The 26,754-nt window shown below is 47.9% G+C and carries 24 protein-coding genes; 22 read left to right on the top strand and 2 right to left on the bottom strand.

The window, feature by feature from the left end; genetic code table 11:
* Nucleotides 1-79: 79 nt before the first annotated feature.
* The 8 genes from ACSR9A_RS06565 (at nucleotide 80) to ACSR9A_RS06530 (ending at nucleotide 8,087) form a co-directional block, all read left to right on the top strand.
* On the top strand, nucleotides 80-1,621 hold the full coding sequence (locus ACSR9A_RS06565; protein ID WP_473756348.1) for a 2-isopropylmalate synthase: 1,542 nt from the start codon (nucleotides 80-82) through the stop codon (nucleotides 1,619-1,621).
* 507 nt (nucleotides 1,622-2,128) lie between these two features.
* On the top strand, nucleotides 2,129-2,284 hold the full coding sequence (locus ACSR9A_RS06560) for a hypothetical protein (protein WP_473756267.1): 156 nt from the start codon (nucleotides 2,129-2,131) through the stop codon (nucleotides 2,282-2,284).
* Nucleotides 2,285-2,822: 538 nt separating this feature from the next.
* Entirely contained in the window at nucleotides 2,823-3,539 is a 717-nt protein-coding gene (locus ACSR9A_RS06555; protein WP_473756266.1) for an ABC transporter ATP-binding protein, read from the top strand.
* Between the two features lie 30 nt (nucleotides 3,540-3,569).
* On the top strand, nucleotides 3,570-3,773 hold the full coding sequence (locus tag ACSR9A_RS06550) for a hypothetical protein (protein ID WP_341279394.1): 204 nt from the start codon (nucleotides 3,570-3,572) through the stop codon (nucleotides 3,771-3,773).
* A gap of 29 nt (nucleotides 3,774-3,802) precedes the next feature.
* On the top strand, nucleotides 3,803-4,726 hold the full coding sequence (locus tag ACSR9A_RS06545) for a polyprenyl synthetase family protein (RefSeq protein WP_473756265.1): 924 nt from the start codon (nucleotides 3,803-3,805) through the stop codon (nucleotides 4,724-4,726).
* A gap of 123 nt (nucleotides 4,727-4,849) precedes the next feature.
* Entirely contained in the window at nucleotides 4,850-5,023 is a 174-nt protein-coding gene (gene comX, locus ACSR9A_RS06540; protein ID WP_473756264.1) for a competence pheromone ComX, read from the top strand.
* An 873-nt stretch (nucleotides 5,024-5,896) separates the two neighbouring features.
* Nucleotides 5,897-7,453: a sensor histidine kinase gene (locus ACSR9A_RS06535; protein WP_473756263.1), complete on the top strand. Its 1,557-nt coding sequence runs from the start codon at nucleotides 5,897-5,899 to the stop codon at nucleotides 7,451-7,453.
* Complete coding sequence (locus tag ACSR9A_RS06530; RefSeq protein WP_046229099.1) at nucleotides 7,431-8,087, top strand: response regulator transcription factor; 657 nt, start codon at nucleotides 7,431-7,433, stop codon at nucleotides 8,085-8,087. Before ACSR9A_RS06535 ends, ACSR9A_RS06530 begins: the two co-directional genes overlap by 23 nt.
* Nucleotides 8,088-8,383: 296 nt before the next feature.
* Here ACSR9A_RS06530 and ACSR9A_RS06525 read toward each other — a convergent pair whose 3' ends face one another.
* A complete protein-coding gene (locus ACSR9A_RS06525; RefSeq protein ID WP_473756262.1) occupies nucleotides 8,384-10,315 on the bottom strand; it encodes an ABC-F family ATP-binding cassette domain-containing protein in 1,932 nt (643 codons plus the stop codon).
* 155 nt (nucleotides 10,316-10,470) lie between these two features.
* Between ACSR9A_RS06525 and ACSR9A_RS06520 the strand changes: the two genes are divergently transcribed.
* The 8 genes from ACSR9A_RS06520 (at nucleotide 10,471) to ACSR9A_RS06485 (ending at nucleotide 16,395) form a co-directional block, all read left to right on the top strand.
* Complete coding sequence (locus ACSR9A_RS06520) at nucleotides 10,471-11,082, top strand: 5-formyltetrahydrofolate cyclo-ligase (RefSeq protein WP_473756261.1); 612 nt, start codon at nucleotides 10,471-10,473, stop codon at nucleotides 11,080-11,082.
* 24 nt (nucleotides 11,083-11,106) lie between these two features.
* Nucleotides 11,107-11,601 carry a cyclic pyranopterin monophosphate synthase MoaC gene (gene moaC / locus ACSR9A_RS06515; protein ID WP_338552938.1) on the top strand — a complete coding sequence of 165 codons (495 nt, stop codon included), beginning with the start codon at nucleotides 11,107-11,109 and terminating at the stop codon, nucleotides 11,599-11,601.
* A 65-nt stretch (nucleotides 11,602-11,666) separates the two neighbouring features.
* Nucleotides 11,667-12,161: a MogA/MoaB family molybdenum cofactor biosynthesis protein gene (locus tag ACSR9A_RS06510; protein WP_341279388.1), complete on the top strand. Its 495-nt coding sequence runs from the start codon at nucleotides 11,667-11,669 to the stop codon at nucleotides 12,159-12,161.
* Between the two features lie 56 nt (nucleotides 12,162-12,217).
* Nucleotides 12,218-13,234 (top strand): molybdopterin-binding protein, encoded by a 1,017-nt coding sequence (locus ACSR9A_RS06505; protein WP_473756346.1) that lies wholly within the window; start codon nucleotides 12,218-12,220, stop codon nucleotides 13,232-13,234.
* Nucleotides 13,235-13,275: 41 nt separating this feature from the next.
* Nucleotides 13,276-13,506 carry a twin-arginine translocase TatA/TatE family subunit gene (gene tatA, locus ACSR9A_RS06500; protein ID WP_046229102.1) on the top strand — a complete coding sequence of 77 codons (231 nt, stop codon included), beginning with the start codon at nucleotides 13,276-13,278 and terminating at the stop codon, nucleotides 13,504-13,506.
* A gap of 37 nt (nucleotides 13,507-13,543) precedes the next feature.
* Nucleotides 13,544-14,359: a twin-arginine translocase subunit TatC gene (gene tatC, locus ACSR9A_RS06495; RefSeq protein ID WP_473756260.1), complete on the top strand. Its 816-nt coding sequence runs from the start codon at nucleotides 13,544-13,546 to the stop codon at nucleotides 14,357-14,359.
* A 210-nt stretch (nucleotides 14,360-14,569) separates the two neighbouring features.
* Entirely contained in the window at nucleotides 14,570-15,727 is a 1,158-nt protein-coding gene (locus ACSR9A_RS06490) for a YhgE/Pip domain-containing protein (protein ID WP_473756259.1), read from the top strand.
* A gap of 71 nt (nucleotides 15,728-15,798) precedes the next feature.
* The gene (locus ACSR9A_RS06485; protein ID WP_473756258.1) at nucleotides 15,799-16,395 is read left to right on the top strand and encodes a TetR/AcrR family transcriptional regulator; all 597 of its coding nucleotides are present in this window, start codon (nucleotides 15,799-15,801) and stop codon (nucleotides 16,393-16,395) included.
* A 75-nt stretch (nucleotides 16,396-16,470) separates the two neighbouring features.
* On the opposite strand, the gene ACSR9A_RS06480 is transcribed toward ACSR9A_RS06485, so the two are convergent.
* Nucleotides 16,471-17,115 carry a GntR family transcriptional regulator gene (locus ACSR9A_RS06480; protein WP_473756257.1) on the bottom strand — a complete coding sequence of 215 codons (645 nt, stop codon included), beginning with the start codon at nucleotides 17,113-17,115 and terminating at the stop codon, nucleotides 16,471-16,473.
* 227 nt (nucleotides 17,116-17,342) lie between these two features.
* On the opposite strand from ACSR9A_RS06480, the gene ACSR9A_RS06475 reads away from it, so the two are divergent.
* The 6 genes from ACSR9A_RS06475 to ACSR9A_RS06450 all read left to right on the top strand — a co-directional run bounded on the left by ACSR9A_RS06475 (nucleotide 17,343) and on the right by ACSR9A_RS06450 (nucleotide 26,625).
* Complete coding sequence (locus ACSR9A_RS06475; RefSeq protein ID WP_473756256.1) at nucleotides 17,343-18,575, top strand: MFS transporter; 1,233 nt, start codon at nucleotides 17,343-17,345, stop codon at nucleotides 18,573-18,575.
* A 185-nt stretch (nucleotides 18,576-18,760) separates the two neighbouring features.
* Nucleotides 18,761-19,717, top strand: a complete 957-nt coding sequence (locus ACSR9A_RS06470; RefSeq protein WP_473756255.1) for a carbohydrate ABC transporter permease — start codon at nucleotides 18,761-18,763, stop codon at nucleotides 19,715-19,717.
* A 30-nt stretch (nucleotides 19,718-19,747) separates the two neighbouring features.
* The gene (locus tag ACSR9A_RS06465; protein ID WP_473756254.1) at nucleotides 19,748-20,587 is read left to right on the top strand and encodes a carbohydrate ABC transporter permease; all 840 of its coding nucleotides are present in this window, start codon (nucleotides 19,748-19,750) and stop codon (nucleotides 20,585-20,587) included.
* 200 nt (nucleotides 20,588-20,787) lie between these two features.
* Entirely contained in the window at nucleotides 20,788-22,194 is a 1,407-nt protein-coding gene (locus ACSR9A_RS06460) for an ABC transporter substrate-binding protein (RefSeq protein ID WP_473756253.1), read from the top strand.
* Between the two features lie 938 nt (nucleotides 22,195-23,132).
* Nucleotides 23,133-24,986, top strand: a complete 1,854-nt coding sequence (locus tag ACSR9A_RS06455; RefSeq protein ID WP_473756252.1) for a cache domain-containing sensor histidine kinase — start codon at nucleotides 23,133-23,135, stop codon at nucleotides 24,984-24,986.
* Nucleotides 24,979-26,625, top strand: coding sequence for a response regulator transcription factor (locus ACSR9A_RS06450; RefSeq protein ID WP_473756251.1), 1,647 nt, complete (start codon nucleotides 24,979-24,981; stop codon nucleotides 26,623-26,625). Before ACSR9A_RS06455 ends, ACSR9A_RS06450 begins: the two co-directional genes overlap by 8 nt.
* Nucleotides 26,626-26,754 lie beyond the last annotated feature (129 nt).

Raw genomic sequence — 26,754 nt, 5'->3', positions numbered from 1 at the left:
TTTGTGCAGCTGTAGCTATAGTTAACTAAAATTTCAGGAGGTCATAACGATGACAACGGCAAATGAGACGAATAACGGTATGAGAAAAATTCAAATTTTTGATACGACGCTGCGAGACGGTGAGCAGTCTCCGGGTGCTTCCATCGATCCTGAACGTAAAATTATTATCGCCCGCCAGCTGGGTAAGCTGGGCATTGACGTCATCGAGCCGGGCTTTGCTATTTCCAGCCCCGGCGAATTTGCAGCGATTCAGCAAATTTCCCGCGAGCTGCAGCATGTTGAAATTGCCGGCTTTGCCCGGATGATGAAGGTCGATATTGATGCGGCGGTCAAGGCGACGCAGGATGCGGCAAGAAGAAGGCTGCATCTATTTATTTCCTCGTCCGACATTCATCTGCAGCACCAGCTGAACAAAACGCGCCAGGAAGTGGTGCAAATCGCCCGTGAGATGATTGCTTATGGCAAGCAGTTCGTAGATGAAATTGAATTTTCAGCGATGGATGCAACGCGCTCGGATCGCAATTTTGTCATAGAATTGGTCGAAGCAGCCATAGCCGAAGGTGCGACGATCATCAATCTGCCGGATACGCTTGGCTATGCGATGCCGGACGAAATCGATGATATGTTCCGATCTGTTCGTCGCCTGGCTAGAGGCGGAGAAACGGTTCGCTACAGCACTCATTGCCATAACGATCTGGGGATGGCAGCTGCGAACAGCCTGGCGGCTATTCGTGCAGGTGCGACGCAGGTAGAGGTTACCGTCAATGGCGTTGGAGAGCGCGCTGGCAACTGCTCACTGGAGGAAATTGCAATGATTATCGAGACACGGGGGTCGGTGCTGCAAATGGAGACGCGGATTGAGCAAAGCGAAATTTATGAAACGTCGCGGATGGTCAGCCGGGCGATGCATTATCCGATTGCATTTAATAAGCCGATTGTGGGCCGCAATGCATTCCAGCATGAGTCTGGCATTCATCAGGACGGCCTGTTGAAAAACCGCAATACGTATGAAATTATGGACCCGGAAGCGATGGGTATTCCGCGCAGCATGATCGTGCTGGGCAGACACTCCGGCCGTCACGCAATCAAGCATCGCCTGTCGGAATACGGGATCGCCGTAGAAGGCGAGGAGCTGGTCAATGTGTACAATCGCTTCAAGCAAGTAGCCGATGAGAAGAAGCTGGTGACAGATAATGAGCTGATTCGCATCGCTGGCGAAATGACGGCGACTCAGCCTGATCCGTATATGCTTACCGATCTGCAGGTGCTGTCGGGCAGCCATAAATCCCGTATTGCGACCGTGACGATTCGTGAAAATGATCTGGGTACCGAGCATTCCTATACAGGAACTGGCGATGGACCTCTAGAAGCCGTCATTCACTGTATTCAGCAAGCGATCCCTGTTGCGGCAGAATTCGAGGATCTGGAAATCCATTCGTTGTCCACAGGTGAGGATGCACACGGTGAGGCGGTCGTGACAATTGTCAACAATGGCGAGCGCTATCGTGGAACTTCGATTCATAGTGACATCGTATATGCAGCCGCACAGGCATATGTGGCAGCCTGCAATCAAGCGATGCTGACCATTAATAAGCGGGCGAATGAACAAAGTGTAATTTAATAGCAACCGCAAGAAAGGGACTTATTCACAGGGCGTTAAGCTTTGTGGATAAGTTCTTTTTTATGTGTAAAATCAAGGGTTTGACTGGGGATGGGCTGTTCGTGGAAAGTGGATAGTTTTTTCACTTTATCGACACTGGAATTGTGGATAATGTGAATAATTTTTCGGAAAAATCGACGGCATTAAAAATTTATGACGTTAACGTTTACAAATCCTTTATTTACGTCGGAAAATGTCGACAGAATTTACTAACAATTTGCGTCTGATTGTGGACAACTTTGTGGATAACTATTTTCGATGTAAAAAATGAAAATTTCCTATAGGTTTCCTTTTTATTTGCTTAATAACCTGAAATTATGCATTTTTTTGATCCGATATTAGAAAAATAGGATAAGAAAATGTGAGACATGTGATGAAGTATGCGGATGAGAAGGTCATTGCCATGATGTTCGGGGGAGAAGAGGAGGAGCAGGAAAAGGAAAAGGACCGCAAAGAAGGTGATCGATTATGAGTACGAATATGATTGCCCCGCATAATGTGCAGATTGCCCCATTCGAGCTTGTTCACATGCTGTCTTTATCCGTCGAGAAAAAAATCAATGAGCATGCGAAGCTTGTGTTTACCGGCATTGTGTCGGAGGAGCTGAAGGACAGTTACGTGTAAATGCCCGATCCCGGGACGGAGCCTCGAGGTAAGCCAGAAGGATGAAAAAGGGCGGACTACCGCTTATACCTACGATGCCGAGCAAGTACGTATGAAGGTTTATTTCCTTTAAGATTAAAAAGGGAAAAAGCCTTTTTTGCCGAAATGAATCAATAAGAGTTTATGAAGGTAATGGAACAAGAGTAGTTTCCCGTTGGCTGAAAAAGGAACCTTCTCTGTCATGCTTAGTTATATTTCATCTGGCTAATTATATAGAAGAAAGGCGTCAGCGATCGTTTATTTTAAAAATGAATCATTAAAAACTCACACTACAAGTCATATTTCTGAATTTTATTCGAATAAATCTATCAATATCCCTGAAAAAGTTGCGGAACCGCAATAAACTTGCGGTGGTAATTGCGTTTTTTTACGGTGAAATTACCGTTCATATGGGGTAAGGTTATAAGACAAGCGGTGGTTTCCGGCAGAAGATCAGAGAAACGGGGTTATGCCAAAACGTCTTATCAATCAGGGAGGCGACAATTAGGTGAGAAGGACAATGATTAAGGTAGACTCGGTATGTAAAGCTTATGGCTCGAATCAGGCAGTCGATAATATTTCCTTGAATATAAAAGAAGGGGAGTTATTTGGCATTATCGGCACGAATGGCGCTGGAAAGACGACGCTGCTCGAAATGCTGATGGGACTGCGTCAGCCCGACAAGGGACAAATCGAGGTGCTTGGCATTAATCCGGCTGCTGAAGCAACTGAGCTTCAGGAGCATATTGGCCTTCATCTGCAAAGTATATCGCTGGTGGATAAGCTGAATGTGAGGGAGGCGCTGGAAATGTTCCGCTCCTTCTATAAATGTTCAACCGAAATGAAAGAGATTATTGACCGCTTTGGCTTGGAGAGCTACTTGGATCGTCCCGTTAGGCGTTTGTCTGGCGGCTGGCGGCAGCGCGTGGCGCTGGCGATTTCTGTCGTCAACAACCCAAAGATTATTTTTCTGGATGAACCGACTACCGGGCTGGATATGCAAGCGAGAGAAGAATATTGGTCCATTATATTGGAGCTTAAGCGCCAAGGGAAAACGATTGTTTTGTCCTGCCATGATATGGGGGAAATGCAGCATCATTGTGATCGTATAGCTGTGCTGCGCCAAGGAAATCTAGTGAAATGCGATACCCCTAAGCGATTAATTTCGCAAATTCCAGCCGGTGGTTTAACGATGGAAGCCGTATATGTCCATTTTGCTTACGCGGGAGCCGTGTAACAGCAGCAGTTGGAAGGAGGGCTTACATTCATGAACCGGGATCGTGACCCCACAGGCCCATTTGTCAATCGTGCCGATATGCTCAGGAAACGAATGGAAATGATCGCTGTGCTGGTGAACCGAATAAACGAGGAGGAGATGGAACAGGAGCGGCTGAATTCAAAGAGGAAGGCGGGTTTTATTACTAAAATATTGAAAAATGTTGGTGCGTTTTTACTCCATCGTGTAAAATAGAAAAATCTTGAAACGATGGGGGTCTAAAGTTGGAGGACTGTGTACCTAAAATCGAATTTGAAATGCGAGAGATGGTCAAACGACATTTTACAGTGGACTCATTGATTCAATACGCCTACTTATTTTTAATGGACAGGCTGAATGAGCAGCTTCCTTTTGGACGCTTGACGGTGCTCCACTACCGGATGTTCGGCGGTGAAGGGACGGCAGTGTATCGTGCGGCGGCAGCGGTTGAATTTCTTATACTGGCGACCGATATTTTCGATGACTTGCAGGATCAGGATGCGCCAAAGCAGGCCTGGTCTGAAGCTCCTCTGCCTATAGCACTGCATCTTGCAGCTGCTTTTTTGACCCTTTCGCAGCAAGCGATGATGGATTCTGAATTCGATAGCTCCCATGTGCAAACAACAATGAAAATGATGAATCTTCAATTGCTGCAAGCGGCGAACGGGCAAATGATGGATTTAATGAACGTTGTGTCCGACGAGCAGTCTTATTTTCAGTCGATTAAGCAAAAGTCGGCAGCTTTAATCGTTCATGCCTGTATGACGGGCGTTATGCTGACCGGCCGAGGCTGGCATCCGATTGTAGCGGAATATGCAGTTGAGGTGGGAATGGCGGCTCAAATTAAAAATGACATTCGCGACCTGCTTCGCTGGGATGAGAAAAATGACTTTTTGCAGCGGAAGAAAACGCTTCTTACTCTGTACATGCTTGAGGATGCTGTAGACCAGCATAATTGGATTAGGGATTATTTTGAAGGTCGCTTGAATGAGGCTGATGTAGCGGATAAACGCGGCCTGCTTGAGGAAGCTTATGAAAAATCCGGTGCCATGCTGTACGGTTCAGTTGTGATGCGCACACATTATAACCGTTTTATGGAGCTCATGGAATCGGTTCCTGAGGTGGCCGTGCATAAGGAAATGCTGTTAAGCATATTGGCTAAAGAATAGCCTCCGAATAACACCGCAATGGTAGTTGCGGTAAATACGAACTAGATTTGCGTTTGCTTGGCTATCATTTCCTGTTATAGTTAACTACAGAAAGACCCTTACACATTCCAAGGAGGAGTTCCAGTGTTGAAAGAATTTATTCGTTCTTTAGCCAAAGACTCGCATATGATGGGTTTAGCAACTAGCGGGAACTTGCAAATGGCTGGAGTGACTCCAGCGGAGAAAAAAGCGATTTTTGAAACCCTGAGCATTCAAGCAGATAAGAAGGATAATTACCAAATGGTCTATTGGACTTAAGGTAATGTGCTGCAAGAATTTAGGGGGAGAAAGATGAAGTTGTTGCGCTCAAGGACACTATTGCTTTTTCTCTTCCTGAGTGGGCTTTTCGCTTTACTTGGTTACCTTACAATGGTTATAATTACTGATCCGTTTATTGGTGTAGTAACTGTGAAGAATTCACAGGGTGAGTACTTGGTTGAGTCCCTTCAGCCAGCAGGACAAGCTGTTCTGAAGGGCATTCATGTTGGGGACGTCATTGAGGAAGTGAATGGAAAACCGGCAGATCAGAATGTGAATATCATCAAGTTTTCTTCCGTAGAGAGAGTCGAAAGTATTGTCGTTAGTGGAAAAACTGGCGAATCAAGAAAAGTGACTTTCAATCGAGGATGGAATGGTGATCATACAGGTTTGGAACTGCTCATACAACTTTATCTTCCTTGGGCTTCACTGCTATTGTTTCTCGGTTTATCCTCCTTTTTGTATAAGAAAAGGAAAAATGATAGTTCTGCTATTATGCTTATATTATTTTTCTTAGCGATTGGGTTGAGTTATTTTTCTTCAGCCGCAGCCTATCGAAATGATTTGGTAGGTGTTACCGTTATGTATGCGGTAATTCCATTTGTAGCTATTTTATTCTTGCTATTTATGAATATGTACCTGCGAAGATATGGTATTATCTTTATTAGCCCTAAGCTAATATGGTGTTTATCAGCAGCTTTCAGCGTCGTTTCATTGTTTTGCCTCGTCTATATTTGGACGAATTTTATTCCGGAAGAGGTATTTTTAAACGCTAGAATGGTATATCATGCCACACTGATAGTCGGTAATTTTATTTGCGTCTACCAGTTGTTTAGGAAATTCTTTTATTATCGGAATAGCAGGTTCAACTCTTTGTTCAAAATAACGCTGACTTCGCATTTGGCTGCGTTCACTCCATTTACGACAATGAATTTATTGCCGTTGTTGGGAGGAAATATTCAAATTTTGCCAGCGGCGTTCACAGCACCTTTTTTGTTCGTGCTGCCGATCGTTTACTTTTATTTATTAACATCCAACCAATTGTTTGATGTTGATTTTATATTGACCCGCTTTAAGTATTATACATTGCTGTCCTTATTGCCGGCACTTGTCGTTACGATGACGATTGCTGCGATTGTAAGTAGTGACACTGTATTCTCTTGGGTCAGATGGCTTCAAATCTTTATCATTAATTACGCTGTTATGACCCTGTTTCTTTATTCCAAGGAGCAGATTGATCATAAATTTCGTCCCAAGCTTTTTAAAGCGATGTACAGCTACCAAGACAGCCTTGATCGTTTCTCGCGCAAAATTGCACGAGTCATGAAGCGGGATGATCTGGAGATGGTGCTGAAAGAAGAAATTGGGGCACTGATTCCGGCTAGCCGAATTGATTTTCTCATTGTAGACCAGGTTGAAGCATTGGTTATTCCGGCAGGAATGCAGGATGATGAGCAGAGTACCGCTATTTTTCTACTGCAAGTAACAGAATCGCTTCAAGTTGGGGAAGTCGTTGAGCTGCCTCATGGTCTGGGACTAATTATTGGCTGTCAGAAGTCAAAGCAGTACATCGTATGGATTGGCTCCAAAACCAACCATACCCGTTTCAATTCAGATGAGCTTCGTTGGCTCAAGACGCTTGCGAATTATGCAAGTATCGTATTTGAAAACTTATATCTGATTGAAAGCTTAATCGAGGATTTAGAATCTGAGGTTAAGAAGGAGCAGGCGACAACACCTTGGATTTTAAGATTGTTGTTTTGCCTCTCGGAAAATGAACGGCGGAAGCTTGCAGCCGATCTTCATGATTCTGCGCTTCAAGACCAATTATTGTGGTACCGAAGGCTGGAAGCACTCATGCTGGACCATCCGATAACGGAAAAGCTTGAAGTCGAGCTTGACGAAATCAAGGAAGGACTGCTTGATGTCATCCATCAAATTCGGGAAACCTGCAATGAGTTAAGACCGCCGCTGCTTAAGGAAATGGGCATTGTTGAAGCATTGGAATCGATCATTGAGCATACGCAAATGAGAAACAATTTTGCGGTTGATTTTCGGGCCAAGCCTTTTGACAACCTGCTTAACGAAGAGCAGATTACAGCGATTTACCGCATTGTCCAAGAGTTGCTTCGCAATGCTGATAAGCATGCGCGTGCCAATCTGGTCACGTTAGAGTTGGAGCAGAGAACAAACATAGTTTATTTTCACTATAAGGACGATGGGGTCGGCATGGATGTCGATTACATGGAGGCTTCTTTCGAGCATATGGGTTTATCCGGTATTAAAGAAAGAGTCGCTAGCCTTGAAGGTGAAATAACATTCCGGTCGAAACGTGGAAAAGGTCTTGAGGTCATTATTATATTGCCGCAAAATATGACGACTGGCCGATCGGAAAGGGGTTTGCTGCGTGATTCGTATCTTATTAGTTGATGATCATCCATCTGTCGGAGAAGGCACCAAAACGATGATTGAACAAGATCCTGAAATGAAGGTGACGGTTGTATTATCGGCCATGGAAGCGCTGGATGCGATTAGCAACGAAGGATTTGACATTATTTTATGTGACTTGAACATGCCAGGCATAAGCGGTCTTGAGCTTGCAAAACGTTTGATTCAGCAAGATCCGGATCGTAAAGTGCTCATATATACTGGTTATGAAATTAGTACGCATTATAATTTATTGATAGAATGCGGCGTTTCCGGCTTTATCTCTAAGACGGTCTCGCGAGAACAGCTGCATAACGCCATTCGATGCGCTATGCGAGGGGAAGCGGTTATTCCGATTTCACTGCTCAAGCAGCTGCGACGCAACGAAGTCAAAATTACGCGTGCTGAGAAAGTAATTGAAGAAGTATCGATTAAAGAACGCGATCAGGATATTTTGCAGCAGGTCGCGTACGGCAATAGCAACAAAGATATTGCCATTAAGCTGCATATGAGTCAGCGTACTGTAGAGTACCATCTAACCCGGATTTTTGAAAAGCTTAACGTTAGGTCCCGATCGGAAGCAATCGCGGAGGCAAAACGGCTTGGCATTATCCGACTTGAGCAATTTGTCCCTTGAGTTTTACCGTTGCTGCCTATATATTCGATAGGCAATGACATTTTCATATTGGGATAGCTGTGGCAATCATTGCGAGCTGCAGTCACTTGATCCCCCCAGTAATACCCTAACATTGGTTTCCCTCTCAATGCTTGCGCTTTTATAGCGCAAGCATCTTTTTATATTTTTTTATGACCAGGTTCGCCAGTACTTCCTAATATAAAAGAAGAACATTAACGAATCCGTGTAGCTTATGATTCGTTAATGTCCTGAAATGTTATTTAATATTATTAATAAAGGAAGTGTTGCAGCGAATACTATTCACTAAGGGTTTCCCATTGCTCATAGGCCTCGCTTAAAGCGGTGCGCTTCTGGTCGATTTGTGACTGGATGTCCTGAATACGCATGTAATCGTTGAAAATAGCTGGGTCTGTCAGTTGCAGCTCCAGATCCGCAATGGCTTGCTCTAGCTCTGCAATATCGGCTTCGACCTGCTCCAGCTTGCGCTGACGGCTGCGTTCCTCACGCTTTGCCTGCTTGTCCAACGCGTAATCGCTAACGTTGTCGGAAGGCGCAGTAGCTTTACTGCTAGCAGTCCGCTTAGCTTCTTCCTCCAGCCGTGCTTCTTCGAGTTCATGCTTTTTCTCTATCATTTCGTCATAATTTCCTAGGAAATGTTCGGTGCCCGCAGGTGTCAGTTCGACAATGCGCTCCGCCATTTTATTAAGGAAATAACGGTCATGAGAAATAAAGAGCAGCGTGCCTTCATAATCGAGCAAAGCGGATTCCAGCACTTCCTTGCTGTACAAGTCCAAATGGTTGGTAGGCTCATCCAAAATGAGCACATTGGCTTGAGCCAGCATGAGCTTGGCAAGCGATACACGAGCTTTCTCGCCGCCGCTGAGCGCCGAAATGCGTTTAAGCACATCTTCGCCGCTAAATAGAAAGCTGCCAAGAACAGTTCGAATACGAGATTCCTCCATATGAGGGTAGAGCCCCCAAACTTCTTCCAATACGGTATTCGTCTGATTAAGTCCAGTGTGTTCTTGGTCGTAATATCCGAGCTTGACGTTGGACCCCCAGGCGATGGTGCCGCTCGAAGGCTGGCGCTGTCCGACAATCGTTTTGAGCAGTGTCGATTTGCCAATACCGTTAGGTCCAATAAGAGCCACCGTCTCGCCACGCTGCAAGCGGAAGGAGACATGCTGGAACAAGGGCTTGTTTTTCTCGTCAAACAGCACGGATAAATCCGATACCTGCAAAACATCTTTACCGGTTTGGCGCTCAATTTGGAACGTGAAGTTGGCTTTCTTTAAATCGCCCAGCGGTTTGTCGAGCACGTCCATTTTGTCGAGCGCTTTACGGCGGCTTTGAGCGCGTTTCGTAGTAGAGGCACGGACAATATTACGCTGAATGAATTGCTCCATCTTGGCAATTTCGTCCTGCTGCTTCTCAAACTGCTTTAGATCGCTTTCGTATTCTGCAGCCTTCAGGTCAATATATCGGCTGTAGTTTCCTGTATAACGTTTAGCGGAATGCCGTTCGATTTCAACAATCGTCTGCACAAGCGCATCGAGGAAATATCGGTCATGAGAGACGACAAGAATCGCGCCGGAATAGCTGCGCAAATAGCCTTCAAGCCAAGTGAGCGTCGGAATATCCAAATAGTTGGTGGGCTCATCGAGCATGAGCAAATCAGGAGCTTGAAGCAAAATACGGGCGAGCGCCAGCCTCGTCTTTTGACCGCCGCTGAGCGTATGGATAGGTGTATCTGGCGGAAAAGTGCCAAAGCCCATGCCGTGAAGAACGCTGTTGATGCGCGTATTGATTTCAAAGCCGCCTTGCTCGCGAAACCAGTCAGAGCGGCGGGAATAGCGGTCGAGTACCTCTTCATAACGCTTTGGCTGTTCATGCAGCACGGGATCAGCAATTTGCTGCTCCAGATCGCGCAGCTCCTGCTCGGCCTCCAGCAAATGAGCAAATACGGCGCGCATTTCGGCTTCAATGGTGCGGTCGGATTGCAGACCGCTGTTTTGAGCCAAATAGCCGAGCCGCGTTTCCTTGGCCTTGTGGATGGCGCCGGAGTCGAAAGAAATCTCTCCCGCAATGATTTTTAACAGCGTGGACTTGCCCGCGCCATTGACGCCAACAAGTCCGATGCGCTCGCGTTCAAGCACCTGCATCGTAATATTTGATAATATGGGATCTACACCGTAGCTTTTACTTATATTAGAAACTTGAAGCAGCATAAAAAATACCTCCAACGAATAATTGCTTAGCTTTCGCTTGCTTGCTATTTCATTATATATTAACACAAATGCAAGCCGCCATTGGCGAAAGTTGCATAACAATGGTAAACTGAACATAATTGAAATTGAGGAATTGGAAAGGCAGAATAGCGATTATGACGGACAATGAAAAATCGCAAATAAAGGCGGAAAAACAGCGTATTCGAGCGGATGCTGCTAAAGCTCGCGATCGCTTGTCCAAGCAGGATCGGACATTACGGTCTGAGCTTGCTTGCAGCGCATTAAGCGTATGGCTGGAAGAACATCCGGAGCAGCGCGAAATCATGTGTTATGTTCCATTTCGCTCTGAGCTGGACATGTGGCCGCTAATGGAATGGGCGTGGTCAACCGGGCGTGAGGTAATCGTACCCCGTTGTCACCCGCTTGATCGCTCGATGACACTGTACCGGCTGCAATCGCCAGCGGATTTAATGGAGGGTGCATATGGAATCCGTGAGCCTGACCCGGCGAAATGCGAGGAGCTTCCGCAGGGGCATGTGCCAGGCATCATCATCGTCCCAGGCATTCAGTTTGACCGCATTGGCGGACGAATGGGCTATGGCGGAGGTTATTATGACCGATTTGCGGAGCGGGCAGGCGAGGCAGGGAAGCGCGCGATGTGGATTGGCGCAGCTTTCGAGGCGCAGGTTGCAGAGCAGGTTCCGATGCAGGAGCATGATTTGAAGATGAACGGAATCGTAACGGAATCCGGGATTCATTTGCTATAGAATCCGTAAGGGGGAGAGAGTGCTGTGGGATTGACGCATTTTAACGAGCAGGGCAGGGCCAAAATGGTGGATGTAAGCGATAAGGACGTTACGTCTCGCAGTGCTACAGCACAGACGACCGTTACGATGCACAGCGAGACGCTAGAACGGATTAAAGCGGGAACGATAGGCAAAGGCGATGTGCTGGCCGTATCACAGGTTGCAGCCATTATGGCCGCGAAAAAAACATCGGACGTCATTCCGATGTGCCATCCGCTTCCTTTGACTGGCGTGGATGTGCGCTTTGATGACAATGGCGCAGATGAGCTATACATACAGGCAACCGTGAAAACAACAGGTAAAACAGGGGTCGAAATGGAGGCGCTGACAGCAGTTTCGATCGCCGCTCTTACCGTTTACGATATGTGCAAAGCAATTCAGAAGGATATGGTGATTGGCCCGACACATCTTGTTGCAAAGACCGGTGGCAAAAACGGCGATTACCAGTTTCAAGCGGAAGCAGACTCGATAGAAAAATAAAGCAAGGCGGCTGTTTCCAGCGATGGAATCACCCATGATCGGACAAGGGATGGGAGGAACGGTAAATGCAGTGGAAAGTGGCTATTTTGACGGCTAGTGATAAAGGCTCGCGCGGTGAACGTGAAGATACAAGCGCACAAGTTATCAGGGAGCTGGTAGAGGAAGAGCTTGGCGGCGTAATTGTCGATTATCGCATCGTTCCGGATGAGCAGGATGAAATTATGGCAGCCATCATTGAGATGACCGAATATTATCAAGCGGATTTATTGCTGACGACAGGAGGGACAGGACTTGCGATTCGTGATGTGACGCCCGATGCTACATTGCGGGTGGTCGATCGGGTTATTCCAGGTCTTTCAGAAGCGATGAGGTTTGGCGCTATTCAAAAGACGAGAAGCGCCATGCTGTCCCGAGGCGTATGCGGCATCCGTGGCAAGTCGCTGATTGTGAATTTGCCGGGCAGCCCGAAAGGTGTCCATGAAAGCTTAATGGCCATTATGGATCAACTGCCTCAAGCCCTTGAGATTATTTCCGGTACACAGGGAGAGGACGTATTATGAGCAGCGCTGGGCAGCATAAGCAGCAAGGGCAAGCAGCAACAACGGCCGAGCTGAGTTTGGAAACCAAGACGGTGCTAAAGGAAGTGTCCGTCTACGATGCCATTGGTTTGCGGCTGGCTCATGACCTCACCCGTATTGTACCGGGTGAGTTTAAAGGCCGGATTTTCAAAAAAGGCCATATTATAACCGAAGCTGACATTCCGAATCTGCTCGATATTGGCAAGGAGCATATTTACATTATGGAGCTTGCCCCTGGCGAGCTGCACGAGGATGATGCTGCAAGCAGGATGGCAAAGGCGCTTTGCGGAGACGGCATCTGGCTAAGCGAACCGCATGAAGGTAAAGTAAGCATGAAATCCGAGCTGCTTGGGCTTGTTGAGGTTGACGAAGCGCTGGTGCATGCCATTAATTCGCTCGGGGAAATTGCGCTTGCGACGGTAAAGACGAATAGCGTAGTGAAGAAGGATGGACAGCTTGCGGCTACTCGCGCTATTCCGCTTGTCGTGCCGGAATCCAAGGTAGAGGAAGTTGAGCGCTTGGCAGCAGAGTATCGCTCGGCACATGAGGGCGCTGCGCCCGTTCGTGTAAAGCCATTTCGCAAGCTGCGAGTGGGTCTGCTGACGACGGGCGGGGAAGTATTCGGCGGGAGGATCGAGGATAAATTCGGTCCCGCTGTCCGCAGCAAGCTGGAAGCCTTCGGCTCAGAGGTCATCGAGCAGCGTTTTGCTCCCGACGACAAGCAGGTGATTGTTAATGAAATTAACTATTTGCTTAGGCAAGATTATGATATGATATTGGTAACAGGCGGAATGTCTGTCGATCCTGACGACCGCACACCAGGGGCAATTAAGGCGTCGGGTGCACACATCGTTAGCTATGGAACGCCGATGCTGCCTGGATCCATGCTGTTAATGGGTTATTTGAACGAAGTGCCAATACTTGGCTTACCGGGATGCGTCATGCATGACCCGTTTACTTCATTCGATGTCCTGCTGGCACGCATACTTGCGGGGCATCAAATTGTGAAGGAAGATATTATACAGCTCGGTTATGGCGGTTTGTACGGATGCTGAGTTTGGACAGACATCCAAGAGTGAGAAGGAGGTAGACGATTATGCCATCTATTGGTGCAACGGGAATTATTTTGCTGGTGCTAGTGGCCCTGCTGTTGTTTGGTCCTAACAAGCTGCCTGAATTGGGTAGAGCTTTCGGTCGGACACTTAAGGAGTTTAAAGCGGGTGCAAGAGATGTAATGGATGATGAGCCAAAGGACAAAGAGGAGAAACGGATCGACGTTTCCAAATCAGACAATACTGAGTCGAATAACAAGCGGCTGCCGGATTAATCGGGCCCGCTTTTTTTCTGGAAGGAGATTGTGACAGATGGGAATCAGGCAAGACGAAGCTACCGAACAACCCTTTAATCGCGAACGGCTGCGTGAGGAAGGCCTGATGCCGCTGCTGGAGCATGTCGGAGAGCTTCGCAAACGGATTTTTTATATGCTGCTCGTTATCTTGGTGGGCCTCATTGCTGGTTTGTTTGTGGCAAAGCCTGCTTATGATTTCATTATGAGCCTTGAGCCAGCGCGCTCTCTCCCGATGCATACGTTCTCCTTGTGGGACGGGGTCGGCGTCTATATGAAATTCGCGCTCGTCATAGCGCTTATTATTACGATTCCATTTACGGCGTATCAGCTATGGGCATTCGTTAAGCCAGCTTTGCATGTAAAGGAACAGCGGGCGACGCTTAAATATATCCCATTCGCTTTATTGATGTTTTTGGTGGGACTGTCATTTTCTTATTTTGTCGTTTTTCCACTCGCGTTTCATTTCACCAGAAATGTTTCGGACAGTTTGGATTTGGTCGAGACGTTCGGAATTATTCAATATTTCACCTTTATGTTTAATATTTTGATTCCGATTTCGCTGTTATTTGAGCTGCCGCTGGTCATTATGTTTTTGACCGCAATCCGGATTTTGAATCCGATTCGTTTGCGCAAAATGCGCCGCATTTCCTATTTCATTATGATTTTTATTGGGGTCGTAGTGACGCCGCCCGATTTTGTATCGGATGCGCTCGTGGCCATCCCATTAATCGGTTTATATGAAATCAGCGTTTTCCTGTCCGCTGCAATATACCGCAAGCAGCTTGCTGCAGACAAGCTGCGCGAAGAGGAAATGAACGAAGAAGTCTCATAGCTTCGTATGCGACCATCGTTACATAAATCCCCATATCCATTGCTTTCATAGCAGTGGACACGGGGATTTTTCTGATTTTATGCCAGGTATCATTATTTTCATGTTGACAATTTTCGAAGCAAAATATAATATTGAAACAGTTGTTTAAATCGATTGTTTAAAACATTTGTTTAAACCAGATAAATAGACACAGACAGGATGGGATTGGCGATGAAAAACACGATTCAAGCTTTTATGAAGCGTCCAACAACAATTGTTGGTATTATTACGGCGCTTATGTTTCAAATTGTATTTTCAGTTATATGGATGACAGGTTATAATGGAGTGACCGATCGTATTGATAAACTGCATATTGCAATAGTCAATGAAGATCAACAGTTCGGCGCGCAAATCGCAGGTTCTTTGGTCGGCAATTTGCCCTTCCAAATGTCGCAGCCTGCAAGTCTTGAGGATGCGAAGCAGCAGCTTAATGCACGTGAGCTGCAAATGATTATTTATTTCCCTGCTGATTTTTCGCAAAAGGCGATGGCGGCAGATGGCAAAGCGGATATTGGCTATTTTATCAATGAATCCAACCCTGCTTTAATTAAGAGCATTATGAGCAATGTTGCTGCAGAGGTAACGAAGGAAGCCAATGCACAGGCGATAGAGCAAGGCATCGCAGGTACGCTTGGCAAGGCAGGTGTTCCGGTGGAGCAGGCGGCGATTGCTGGCCAAAGCTTAGCGGAACGTATTACGGCGAACATCGAATCCATGAACCCGGTCAAAGGCATGAGCAACCAAATGGTTCCGATGATGATGGTGCTCGCTTCTTATGTTGGCGCGATGATTATGGGGATGAACCTGGAGCAATCGTCGATGATGGTTAGTGCTGTAGCAGGCCGCTGGAAGCGTTTTGCAGCTCGAAGCATTATTACGGCAGGTGCGGCAATTGGCGTATCGCTTGTAGGCTCTTCTTTGCTCGCTGCATTTAATGGACAAATGGAGCAGGGCTTCTTGAAGCTTTGGCTGTTCCAGCTCATGTTCGTGCTTGCGTTTATGTTTGTCTCTCAAATGTTCTTATATGTATTTGGTATGGCAGGCATGCTGTTTAATACTATTGCACTGTCCGCGCAGCTCGTTTCATCTGGTGCGATTGTGCCGCGTGAGCTGCTACCGGATTTTTATGTGAAACTTGGAGAGACGCTTCCTGCAACTTATGCAGTTGAGGGGCTAATGAATGTGCTGTTCGGTGGTACGGGCATTGGAAGCGAGCTTGTGGTACTGGCTATTATGACGATCATCGGTTTTGTGATCAGCATGGCAGCGGTTGGCTTGAAGAAGCAGCTTGCGCCGAAGCCGGGGCAAATGGCAATGAAGTCGAATTAATTCGTTTCCGCGCTTTCTAATCAGCCCCAAGTGTTTGCGTCAAATAAAGTGGTTGCCGTTAGGAGGCTGTGATGAAAGCTGCGGATATCGATGTGAAAATGAGAATTTTGCTGGCAGCGAAAAAGCTATTTGCCGCTCAAGGCTTTGACAGGACATCCGTCAGGCAAATTTGCGAGGAAGCAGGCGCGAATGTGGCGCTGATCTCTTATTATTTTGGCGGGAAAGATAATTTGTTTTTCGCACTGTTTGAAGCTTTTTTTCCTAGCAGGGGCATCGCTTCTATCGCTCAGGATATGGAACCGCTTGAAGGCATGAAGCTATTAATTCGGGAGCTGCTCACCTCTCGTTATCAGGATGCTGAGCTATCCTACATCATTCAATGCGAGCTTGCGCTGCATACACCGCGGATTGAAATGATTCAGGAGCGTGTCCTGCCGATCTGGCAGCTGATACATCAATGGCTTCTGAAGGGGCGTGAGCAGGGAGTGTTTGAATTTCATTCGGTTCACATGGCTTTTACGGCGGTCAGCTCAACCCTGCTTTTTCCGAAAGGAAATATCCACACGCTGGTGCTTATGGGCGAGGATACGTCTACGCTGGAGGAGCGGATTACGGATACGACGGCTTTTATTCTCAAAGCGTTAAAGCCTTCGGAGCAATACGAATAAGCTTATCCATAAACAAGAGAAAACCAACTTCAACTCCGTTATTGCAAGCGGGAGGTGAAGTTGGTTTTTTTTCGCCTAAGTATGGATGCTCACATTTTTCTTCATCATCAGGTAAGCGGCTTCCGCATCGCGGGCCTCCAGCGCGTCAATGATCGCCTGATGCTCCTTGACGCCTACTTGGGCAATGAAAGTAGGCTGTTTAATAAATAAATACTTATAGCGGCGAAGGTGCATTTGCAGCGAGGAGGTGAATGATTGAATATAGGCATTATCCGCCAGCTCCAAAATGACATTATGGAATTCCTCATCATATTCGATCGCTTCATAGGGCTTATTCTCCTGAATGCATTTCGCAAACTGGGCATTCAGCTCTTTAAGGCGGACTATATGCTCCGGCTGAATATGCGGCACTGCAAGCTCTGCCGCGAGAGCATTCAGCGCAACAAGCGGCGCATAAAGCTTAGGCATATCCTCTTCTTCAATCATCGTCACTCTTGTTTCCTTGCTGGGCATCATTTGCACAAGCCCTTGTACTTCAAGCAATTGCAGCGCTTCGCGAATCGGCGTTCGGCTGACGCCAAGTGCATCTGCAAGCTCAGCATCAATCAGCTTTTCTCCAGGCTGAAGCGTGCCTTCTATAATCCATTTCTGGAGCTGAGCTAAAGCTCTGTCCTTCGCAGATATTCTGAGCGGCGAGGAATAATTAGTCGGTATCGGCATTACATCACCTTCTTCAAGAAAATTAAACTACAGCTCTCAAACGGCGTTTTTGGCTACTTCCTATCATATATCGAAGCAGCAAGAGGGTGCAAATGGATTAAAGTAAGCTCCGTTTAGACAAAAAACAATCGGGAAAATAAACCTTGCTATATCATACATAATCAGAATATAATATGCAATATATCGCATATCAAACATCGATTTTTACTTCGAAAAAGGAGAACCTGATGTCAACCAATCAAGCTGCTATTCGGCCGACCAATGTGGCGGCCACTACTTTTTTTCCGATTTTGTTTGCTGCAAGCTCGGTACATTTGCTCAATGATACGATTCAAGCGATTGTGCCTGCACTGTATCCGGTGCTTAAAGATTCTTTTTCATTAACCTTTTCGCAAATTGGCCTTATTACTTTAATCATTAATTTGACGGCAGCGATTTTACAGCCGCTTATTGGCATTTTCACCGATAAACGACCGATTCCAAGGCTGCTGCCGATCGGTGTTCTTTTCACCCTTGCGGGTGTGCTGGTGCTGTCCTTCTCGGCGTATTATTGGATGATCCTCGCTGCGGTTATGCTGATTGGGGTCGGGTCAGCGATATTCCATCCGGAATCGGCGCGGGTAGCTTATTTGGCAGGCGGGGCGCGCAAAGGACTGGCGCAATCGATTTTTCAGTTTGGCGGAAATATTGGACAAGCGCTTGCTCCGATCATGACGGCGATGCTGTTCGTACATACGGGGCAAAAGGGTGTCGTTTGGTTTTCCCTGCTGCTCGTTGTCGGTTTCATGCTGCAAAGCTACGTCGCCAGATGGTATACGAAGCACTTGAAGGCCGAGAAGGAGCGCAAGGGGACGGTGCAAAATCATCCGTTTGCAAGAAGCGGCCTCTCTAAGACAAGAGTAGCGTTTGCGGTTACGATTATTATGATTTTGGTCTTTTCTAAATATGTTTATATTTCAGCGTTAACGAGCTATTATTCTTTTTATGCCATAGAAAAATTCGGGGTATCGACCAGCCAGGCGCAGATGATCCTGTTCGTCTTCCTGGTTGCCAACGTTATTGGGCTGCTGTTCGGCGGCATGCTAGCGGATAAATTCAGCCGCCGTGCGCTGATCTGGTTTTCGATTTTGGGGACGGCTCCCTTTTCACTCGCCCTGCCGTATGCGAATTTAACGTTTTCCGTCATCTTGATCTTTTTTGCGGGGTTGATTTTGGCTTCGGCGTTCTCGATCATTATGGTGTATACGAACGAGCTGCTGCCAGGGAAGGTCGGGCTCGTATCAGGCATTTTCTTCGGTCTTGCTTTCGGGCTTGGCGGAGCGGGCTCGGCCATTCTTGGCAATCTTGCTGATGCGACAAGCATTGTGTTCGTTATCCAGTGCTGCTCGTATTTGCCGCTGCTGGGGCTATTCACCGTATTTCTCCCCTCCGACAAAAAGAATAAGCCGCTGCAAGCGTAAGCGGAAATAGGAAAGAGCGATGATTCGCGCCGGAAGGTGCTGGTCATCGCTTTTTTGCTTGCCAGCTGCGTAAGCTTGCCTGCGATAAAGTCAAAATAATGATATAGGTTGGCAAAATACCGTCACAGCGCGAACGGCTTTTTTTCTATGATAAAGGTATCCATTATAGATCGAGGTGAAGGCTCATGAATCCGCTACAAAAAACAACGGCCAAGCAGAAGCATTCAGGCAAACGGCAGCTGGCGGCGAGGCGGTCAAGCGGCGCGATCCAGCGAAAAGAAACGCTCGCGGGTTTTCTGTTCGTAGGCCCGATGCTGATAGGAGTGACGGTGCTGACGCTGCTGCCGATACTCGCAACCTTTGGGCTGTCGCTGGCAGACTGGAATTTTATTGCTGGCTTTGATGGCCTGAAATGGGTCGGCTTCGATAATTTTGAGCGGCTGGCGAAGGATGCAGCATTTCTTAAATCGCTTAAAAATAATGCGTACTTTCTGCTGACTGTTCCCGCCTATTTGGCAGTTTCGATGTTTCTCGCGATTATGATCGACAAGCATGTGTATTTGAAAAGCTATTTCAAGGTTGCTTATTTCATGCCGTACATTTCCAGCATTGTAGCGGTAGCTATCGTCTGGCAGGTGCTTTTTCACCCGTCAGCGGGGCCGGTTAATCAGTTGCTTATGGCGCTCGGTATTGAAAATCCACCCAAATGGATTGCTGATCCGAAATACGCGCTTCCGTCGCTCATGATGATTACCGTTTGGACGGCTATCGGCTTTAATATGATCGTGTATATTGCTGGACTTCAATCGATTCCGCGGGATTTGTATGAGGCGGCCGATATTGATGGGGCAAACGCTTGGGTGAAATTCAAAAGCATTACGTTCCCGCAGCTGTCGTCAACCTCCTTCTTCCTGCTTGTAACGGGCATTATCTCGACGTTCAAGGTGTTTGATTTAATTGCGATTTTGACCAAGGGCGGGCCACTTTCCTCGACTAGCATGATCGTCTGGTATTTATACGATACGGCGTTCGTCAATCTGAAAATCGGCTACGCCTCATCGATGGCGGTCGTTCTGTTCGCCTGTGTGCTGCTCATCACCCTTTTGCAATGGGTTGGCCAGAAGAAGTGGGTGAATTATTAAAAGCAATACTATAAGGGAGGCAAGAAGAGAATGAACCAAAAAACGATAAATACGGTCCGTAAATCGATTTTCACGGTGATAATGATGGGGATGAGCATTTTGTTCCTGCTGCCCTTCGTCTGGATGCTGTCTACTTCCTTTAAAATCGAGGCGGACGTATTCACCTATCCGATCCAGTGGATACCGAAAACGTGGCATGTCATCGAAAATTACAAGGAAGTGTGGAATGGGCAATTTCCGTTCTATAAATACTATTTGAATTCCATTAAAATTACAGTAGTTACGACGATACTATCGTGCATTGTATCCGCGCTTGCTGCTTATGGCTTCTCCAAAATCCAGTTTGCAGCAGGTAAATATTTGTTTCTTATCGTACTGGCTACTTATATGATCCCGCAGCAGGCGATTTTAGTGCCGCAGTTTATTTTGTATCGCTCGATTGGTTTTTTCGACAGCCATGTGGGACTTATTCTGCTCGGCAGCTTCAGCGTGCTTGGCACCTTCATGCTGCGCCAATTTTTTATGGGCGTTCATAATGAATATATTGAATCGGCGAAAATCGACGGGGCGGGGCATGGCCGGATATTTATGCAAATTGCGTTTCCGCTCGTACGTCCCGCCGTTGCAACGTATGCGATTTTGCGCTTCATTTGGACTTGGAATGACTATCAGAATCCGCTGATCTTCCTGCGCACAGACAGCCTGTATACGATACAATTGGCGATGCAAAAGTTTACAACCATTAACGGCGAGTTTTATTCGCTCATTATGGCGGCTGCCGTATCGTCCATCGTGCCGCTGCTGATCATTTTCGTCATTGGACAAAAAAGCGTCATCGAGGGCATTGCAATGGGCGGCGTAAAGGGGTAGTAGGGTCAGTTGCAGGACAGGCAGCAGTGATGCCTACCCCAAGCAGGCTCCTAGGGGAAGTCAAAATAGTCGTAAATGTAGTCAATATTGTAGTATAGGAGCGGGCAGCCGCATTGCTACAATAACGATAGATAGAAAGCGCATACAAACATATTTCAGACAGCTATCGTTATTTTTTATTTTTGAGGAGGAGGGTTTGCATGTTTAGAAAAATGAAATGGTTATCGCTTATGCTGATGTCGATTATGATGGTGGCGGCTGGCTGCTCATCAGGCGGAAACGCAAATAGCGGAGGGGCAGCGGCTTCGCCAGCAGCGAGCAGCGGCACGGAAAGTCCGGCGCAGGCGGCTGATGAAGAGGTTACGATTAAGCTGCATACGTTCGGCAACGAGGCGAGCTATAATTGGAAGCAGACGATTGCGGCATTTGAGGAGAAAAATCCAAACATCAAGGTTGATGTCGTCGTATTGAGCGAGAAGGGCGATACGCAGGAGGCGATTCAAAAGCTGGATCTTGCCGCATCCTCCAATGAGCAGATGGATGTCATCATGTTCAGTGATCCTGCTGGCTATGCGCAGCGCGTTGGTCTGGGCATGGTTGCTCCAATTGATGATTTTATTGCTAAAGAAGGCTTTAAGGTTAATGAGGAGTACAAGGTCGATACGATGCTGGACGGCAAATATTATGCGCTGCCAGGCAAGTTTAACCCATGGTATGTGCTGCTGAACAAGACGCAGCTGGCCGCTGCGGGGCTAGAGGTGCCAACCGAATGGACATGGGATGACTTTATGAGCTATGCGAAGACGCTTACGACAGGCGACGGGGCATCGAAGCATTACGGCACGTATTTCCATGGTCCGCAAAATGGCGGCTGGATGGAGTTTCTGAAGCTGGCGCTGGCGAATCAGCCGGATAATACCGAGTTTTTGAAGGCGGATGGCACGTCCAATCTGGATAATCCGCTCATGCGCAAAACGCTGGAGCTGCGTGTGCAGATGGAGAAGCAGGACAAGTCGGCATCCCCTTACACCGATATGATTTCGCAGAAGCTGCATTACCGCAACCAGTTTTTCAATCAGGCAGTCAGCATGGTCATGATTGGTAGCTGGATGAACACGGAGCTTGGCGGAACCGAGCAGTTCCCGCTTAACTTCGAGGTGGCGGTCGCTCCGATTCCGAAAAATGCAGCGGCAGACGAAGGCGGCTACACGATGGTGACGACGGATTATGTGTCGGTTGCGGCTTCCTCTAAGCATAAGGATGCAGCGTACCAATTTGTTCGCTGGTATACGACCGAAGGACAGATCGCTCAAGGTAAAAATGTTCCGTCCTGGAATGGCATTGACGATTCCCAGCTGGAAACGATTATTGATACGATTTTGAGCGGTACGGCAAATCCGGAGAAGGTCGACAAGCAGTCGCTGCTGTCGGTGCTGAAAAACGCCAAATCGTCCAAAATCATTCCGCCTGTTACGTATCAATCTGAAATTTATAAAGTGATCAATGAGGAGTATGAGAAGCTGATCTTTGATCAGCAGGATATTGATCAGACGATTGCCGCTTTGCAGGAGCGTGTGCAGCAGGTGATTGATTCGAACAAAAAGTAGCAGTAGCTATGTGTGGTGGAAGAAAGTCTGCTGCTCAAAAGATTGGCTTCCGATCGCCGTTATCGTCAAATTTCCTATGCTTATAGCAAGGGGAAGGGTAGGAATTTGACGATAAAAGCGAGCGCTAAAGGCTTACGAGGAAATTAGTTCCCGCTTTTACCGGCAAACATCAGTGGTTTTGTGATGTTTGCCGGTAATTTAGCGGAAGTTATTTCGTCGTAATGCCTATCGCTTCTCCAGCCCAATCTTATTGCTACGCAGACTTTTTCAAAATATAAGCATGTATAAGTTTCCCCCTTATACTCCGCTTCTATTTCACTGCGAAACGTTAGCTTTACCGCCAGAGGACGGCGGCAGCCGTTTACGCTTGAATTCTAAGCATGTATAAGTTTCATCCTTATATCCGCTTAGAATTCTCCGGCAAAGCTCTTCGCTCGTCCCAGAAGGACGACGAAGTCGTTTTTGCTTGCCACACGGGTAAAAGCAAAGGGAGAAGTGCAGAGCTGTTGCTGCACTTCTTTTTGCCTGAAACCGTAGAAAATCAATAGTGGCGTTCTTTATACAATGGCGCTCTTTGCGTTGCTCGCGGACAGTAAAGTCCCTATTTTCCCATTTTCGTCCTTTTTCACATCGCTGCGGACCGTGAGGCCGTTATATCCCTCAAGCTAGGCTCATTTCATGTTATGCAGCACATATAGCGGCTTCTGAGTCCGCGAGCACGGCCAAAGCTTGTTTTGCTCACAAATAACGGCCTCACTGTCCGACACAAGGCCATTTCCATTTAAACAGCTTCATCTTAGGGTCAAAGCTGATCGACGGAAGCTTCCCGAACTTATATGCTCTAGTCCAATCGATATAGAAAAAATCTTAAGGGAAAACGACGCGGAAATGGTGCGTTTCCGTTACACTTGAAAGAAATACGAAAAAGGGGTGGGGTTGTGTCTAGTCAATGGCTGTCGCTGCTGCGGCTGAGGTCATTTCGCTATCGGTTGATGGTAGCGGCCGTCGTCTGTCTGCTCCTCCCCGCTTTAATCACGCTCGCCGTCTACAATATGCTGACGAAGGATGCGATGAAGCAGGAGGCGGTCACGCAATCGCAGCAAAAGCTGGAGCTGGTGGACGGTTATGTGTCGAATCTGTTTAATTATATGTTTTATATCGCCAACAACGTACAGCTGGACTCGGAAATGAACCGGATTATGAAAGCGATTGCTTCAGGCAAAACCTATGAAGGCGCAAGCGCGGAATATGACCGCTACCTCGACCGCATGAAGATTATGAATAAAATTGAAAATATGACCGTCGTCGGCGATAAGGCTTTTGTGACGATTTTACTGAAGGACGGGACGAATTTTGCCAATTATTCGTTTGATGAATACGATCCCGGCTTGTTTCGCGAGGAGCCTTGGTTCGCGCAATTAAATGGGCTGTCCGGGCTGCAATCGTTTTGGCCGGGGGCTACGCCGACGGTGTTTGACAGCGATAAAATTCGCAGCCCCTATCAGCTCTCTATTGCCCGGGCTTTGCGTGGGGATAGTGTGAATCCCTACGGCTACGTCATTGTGACGATACTGGAAAACAAGGTGAGCGATATTTTTAGAAAAATCGAGCTGGAGCAGGAAACGATGCTGCTCGGCAGCGAGGACCAGATTTTATCCCATCCCGACGCTAATCGTGTGGGCGAAATTTTTCCTTACGCAACGCTTGCGAGCGAGCAGGCCGACCCGCATATTTTGCAAATCGAAAAAGAGGATTATTTAATGGCCTGGCATACAAATTCGCTTACGGGCTGGAAGCTGGTGTCGCTTACTCCTTATGACCGCGCTGTTTTTAAGCTGAATGTCATTTTCAAACGCGTTTTTATGTTCCAGCTCGCATCTTTCTGCTTGTTTATGGTGCTGCTGCTTTATTTGCTGGGGAAATTTACACGGCCGCTCGTTCGTCTGGGGCGGGTAGCGGAGACGGTGCAGCGCGGTAATTTGGAGGTGCGCTCGGGCATTCGCGGGGAGGATGAGATCGGCTATTTGGGCCAATCCTTCGATTTAATGCTCGATAAGGTGAAGGAGACGATTGGCGAAATTACGAAGACGCAGGTGCGAAAGCGCAAGGCGGAGCTTGCGATGCTCCAGGCGCAGATCAATCCGCATTTTCTGTTTAATGTGCTGAATTCGATCCGGATGAAGGTGCTGCGCAAAGGGGATTCGGAAAGCGCGGAAATGATCAGCTCGCTGTCCAAGCTGCTGCGGATGACCATTAGCCAGGATAAAGGCGTCATCCCGCTTCATGAGGAGGTCGATCTCGCAATCGATTATGTGAGGCTGATGAATATGCGGCAAAAAGAGAAGGCGGAGCTCACGCTTGACCTGTCGCCTCTGAGCTTAACAGCACTTGTCCCGCGTTTCTGTCTGCAGCCGATTATTGAAAATGCGCTTATTCATGGTCTCAGTCAGCAGGCCGGCTTAATGACGATTAGCGCAAGCGAAGCAGAGGGTGGCTATCAAATAACGGTGAGCGACAGCGGCGAAGGCATTGAGAAGGGAAAGCTCGAACGGCTGCGACATAAGCTTGGCGCGAGCTCTTTAGAAAAGCTTGAGCAGGAAGCGGCAGCTGAAGAGGATGGTGATGCAGCCGTCTTGCCAGGCAAGTTCTCGGGCATCGGGCTTGTAAATGTATACGAACGGATGGGCATAACCTACGGCGAACGCTTCCAGATGACGATAGACAGCGATATCGGGCAGGGCACAGTCATTACGCTGTACATTCCGAAGCAGGTGGTGGATTCTGATGGTTAAGGTGATGCTGGTTGATGATGATTATCCGGTGCTGGATCTGCTGGCTTTTGCCATTGAGTGGGAGGAGCTGGGCTTTCAGCTGCTAGGCATGCATGAGAATGGCGAGGTTGCGCTGGCAGCGGCGCTGGAGGAAATGCCAGATATTCTGATTACAGATATCGGGATGCCCCGCATGGACGGGCTGGAGCTGATACGCCGGCTGAAGGAGCGCAAACCGGAGCTGCGCGTAGCCGTGCTGTCCTGCCACGATGAGTTTCGTTATGCGCAGCAGGCGCTCAAGCTGCAAGTACAGGATTATTTGCTCAAGGATACGCTTGATCCTTCGGATATTCGCAAGCTGCTGCTGCAATTTCAGGAGGAGCTTAATGAGACGAAGGATTTGCATATGGAGCAGCTCCGCAAGGAGCATTTGGTCGATCGCAACAAGGCGCTGCTGAAGGAGCAGTTTATTAGGGCGACGCTTCATCAGCCGATGCTGGATCCCGTCAAATGGCAGCAGGAGCTGGGGGCATTCGGCCTGCCATTCGGAGCTGGCGAGCTTGTCATTCCCGTGCTCGGCATCATCGACGATTATCCGCGGGCGCTGCAGCGTTTTCGCTCCGAAGAGGTGCTGCGTTTTGTGGTGGACAATGTCACCCGCGAGGTGATGGCAAGCAGGGAGCACATTCGCCCCGCTGCGCATTTTGTGTACAGTCCACAGGAATCCTTCATCATGCAGGTATGTCCGCAGGGGCTGAAAATAAACGGCTTCGACGAGGTGAAGCTGCTGCTGGCGGAAGTGCAGCGGACGCTCAGAAGCTCGCTGAAGCTGACGATGTCTTTTCTGATCGGCGATAGCGCGGGCGATCCATTGCGCTTGCGGGAAGCGCTGGCAGAGCTGCTTTCCGGGGCGGAGGCGCGCTTTTATCGCGCGCCAGGCTCTATTGGGAAGGCGTGCGCCGGTAAGGCGGCGCAGCCCGCAAAGGCAGGCAGCGACAATCCGCTGCTGGAAAGGTTTGGCGAGGCGGCCGAGCTGCTGCGGGAGGCGCTGCTGGGCCATAAGCGCGAGGCGGCAGAGGAGCTGGTGTGCCAGTGGCTGTCGCTCGCGGAGCAGCGGAGGCTGCCGCCCGAGCAGGTGAAGGATTGGGTGTTTAAGCTGCTGCTGGATGTAAAGCTCAAGCTTCAATTGATGCAGCATACCCGCTCAGCAAGCTCGATTGACGTCAGCCACCATGAGGTGTGGGAGCTGGGCAACCTTGCCGAGCTGCAAGAGTGGCTAATTGCCCACTGCTTGTCAGCGATAACCGCTTCCGAAAATGGCGTCAGCGGCAGCAAGCGGGCCGAGGTGATCGACGCTTGCGAATACGTTTCGCAGCATTTGGACAAAAAAATCAGTCTCGACGAGGTCGCCGACCAGCTGTTTATGAACTCCAGCTATTTTAGCCGCCTGTTCAAGAAGGAAATGGGCGAGACCTTTATCGAATATGTAATACGGATGAAAATGCATCGAGCCAAAGAGCTGCTCGATCAAACGGGCTCGCCCATAGGCAAAATATGCGAGACGCTGGGCTACGATAACCAGAGCTATTTTATAAAGCTGTTTAAGTCGTGTACAGGTGTGACGCCTGTGGAATATCGGAGAGGGCAAAAGCGATTGTAAGCGATGCCAAGGTAGGGTTCGTTGTCTTAAGCCGAGATGGAAAGATGCTTGAGGTGTAGGGGGACGGAAAGGGAACAGCTTGGAAATGGATAGAGCATGGGTAGAGCATGGATAGAGCATGGATAGAGC

The organism is Paenibacillus sp. R-74696, from assembly GCF_055814915.1.
Note: the sequence above shows the minus strand (reverse complement) of the source record. Positions and strands in the feature narration are given on the sequence as shown.

Coding starts and splice junctions, on each gene's coding strand:
- ACSR9A_RS06565 (WP_473756348.1), top strand. CDS start 80: ATGAGAAAAATTCAAATTTTTGATACGACGCTGCGAGACGGTGAGCAG.
- ACSR9A_RS06560 (WP_473756267.1), top strand. CDS start 2,129: ATGAGTACGAATATGATTGCCCCGCATAATGTGCAGATTGCCCCATTC.
- ACSR9A_RS06555 (WP_473756266.1), top strand. CDS start 2,823: ATGATTAAGGTAGACTCGGTATGTAAAGCTTATGGCTCGAATCAGGCA.
- ACSR9A_RS06550 (WP_341279394.1), top strand. CDS start 3,570: ATGAACCGGGATCGTGACCCCACAGGCCCATTTGTCAATCGTGCCGAT.
- ACSR9A_RS06525 (WP_473756262.1), bottom strand. CDS start 10,315: ATGCTGCTTCAAGTTTCTAATATAAGTAAAAGCTACGGTGTAGATCCC.
- ACSR9A_RS06520 (WP_473756261.1), top strand. CDS start 10,471: ATGACGGACAATGAAAAATCGCAAATAAAGGCGGAAAAACAGCGTATT.
- ACSR9A_RS06510 (WP_341279388.1), top strand. CDS start 11,667: ATGCAGTGGAAAGTGGCTATTTTGACGGCTAGTGATAAAGGCTCGCGC.
- tatA (WP_046229102.1), top strand. CDS start 13,276: ATGCCATCTATTGGTGCAACGGGAATTATTTTGCTGGTGCTAGTGGCC.
- tatC (WP_473756260.1), top strand. CDS start 13,544: ATGGGAATCAGGCAAGACGAAGCTACCGAACAACCCTTTAATCGCGAA.
- ACSR9A_RS06490 (WP_473756259.1), top strand. CDS start 14,570: ATGAAAAACACGATTCAAGCTTTTATGAAGCGTCCAACAACAATTGTT.
- ACSR9A_RS06485 (WP_473756258.1), top strand. CDS start 15,799: ATGAAAGCTGCGGATATCGATGTGAAAATGAGAATTTTGCTGGCAGCG.
- ACSR9A_RS06480 (WP_473756257.1), bottom strand. CDS start 17,115: ATGCCGATACCGACTAATTATTCCTCGCCGCTCAGAATATCTGCGAAG.
- ACSR9A_RS06475 (WP_473756256.1), top strand. CDS start 17,343: ATGTCAACCAATCAAGCTGCTATTCGGCCGACCAATGTGGCGGCCACT.
- ACSR9A_RS06470 (WP_473756255.1), top strand. CDS start 18,761: ATGAATCCGCTACAAAAAACAACGGCCAAGCAGAAGCATTCAGGCAAA.
- ACSR9A_RS06465 (WP_473756254.1), top strand. CDS start 19,748: ATGAACCAAAAAACGATAAATACGGTCCGTAAATCGATTTTCACGGTG.
- ACSR9A_RS06460 (WP_473756253.1), top strand. CDS start 20,788: ATGTTTAGAAAAATGAAATGGTTATCGCTTATGCTGATGTCGATTATG.
- ACSR9A_RS06450 (WP_473756251.1), top strand. CDS start 24,979: ATGGTTAAGGTGATGCTGGTTGATGATGATTATCCGGTGCTGGATCTG.